The sequence below is a fragment of the Pseudomonas sp. DVZ6 genome, assembly GCF_024259445.1.
Lineage (GTDB): Bacteria > Pseudomonadota > Gammaproteobacteria > Pseudomonadales > Pseudomonadaceae > Aquipseudomonas > Aquipseudomonas peradeniyensis.
This window is the reverse complement of the sequence record NZ_JANCLM010000106.1, coordinates 1-637: the sequence shown is the minus strand read 5'-3', so window position 1 is coordinate 637 and position 637 is coordinate 1. Positions and strand designations below refer to the sequence as shown.

Here is a 637-nt window from a genome sequence, read left to right as displayed (position 1 = left end):
CGCCACGTAGCCTTGTTGCAGTTGGCTTGCGTCCGGCTTGGGCAGGGCCTTGCGGTCCAGCTTGCCGTTGGCCGTCAGCGGCCACTGCTCCAGCACCAGGAAGTGCGTCGGAACCATGTAGTCCGGCAGGTTGGTTTTCAGGTGCTGCTTCAGCGTGTCACGCAGCGTTGCGTGATCGGCGGATGGATCCTGAGCGATCAGATAGGCAGCCAGTTGCTTGCCCCCTGCCCCGTCGATATCCAGCACCAGCACTTCGCGCACGGCGGCATGTTCTTGCAGGCGCGCCTCGATTTCGCCCAGTTCGATACGGAAGCCGCGGATCTTCACCTGATGGTCGATCCGGCCCACGTACTCGATCACCTCCTGGCCGCGATAACGCGCCAGGTCGCCGGCCCGGTACAAACGTCCACCTTCGCTGGAGAACGGATCCGGTACGAAGCGTTCGGCGGTCAGCGAGGCACGGTTGTGGTAACCGCGCGCCAGGCCGGCGTGGCCGACGTGCAGCTCACCCGTGCAACCCTTGGCCACCGGATTGAAGTCGGCATCCAGCACGTACATCGACAGGTCCGGGATCGCCGCACCGATCGGGCTGCCCGACTGCTGGGTGTCGGCGAAGCGAATCGGCCGGTAGGTCACA

The 637-nt window shown here is 64.8% G+C and carries 1 protein-coding gene; it reads right to left on the bottom strand.

Translation table 11 applies throughout. The features are described from left to right. The coding region (locus NMG10_RS25830) for an AMP-binding protein (RefSeq protein WP_254465380.1) at positions 1 to 637 on the bottom strand (637 nt) is incomplete at both ends.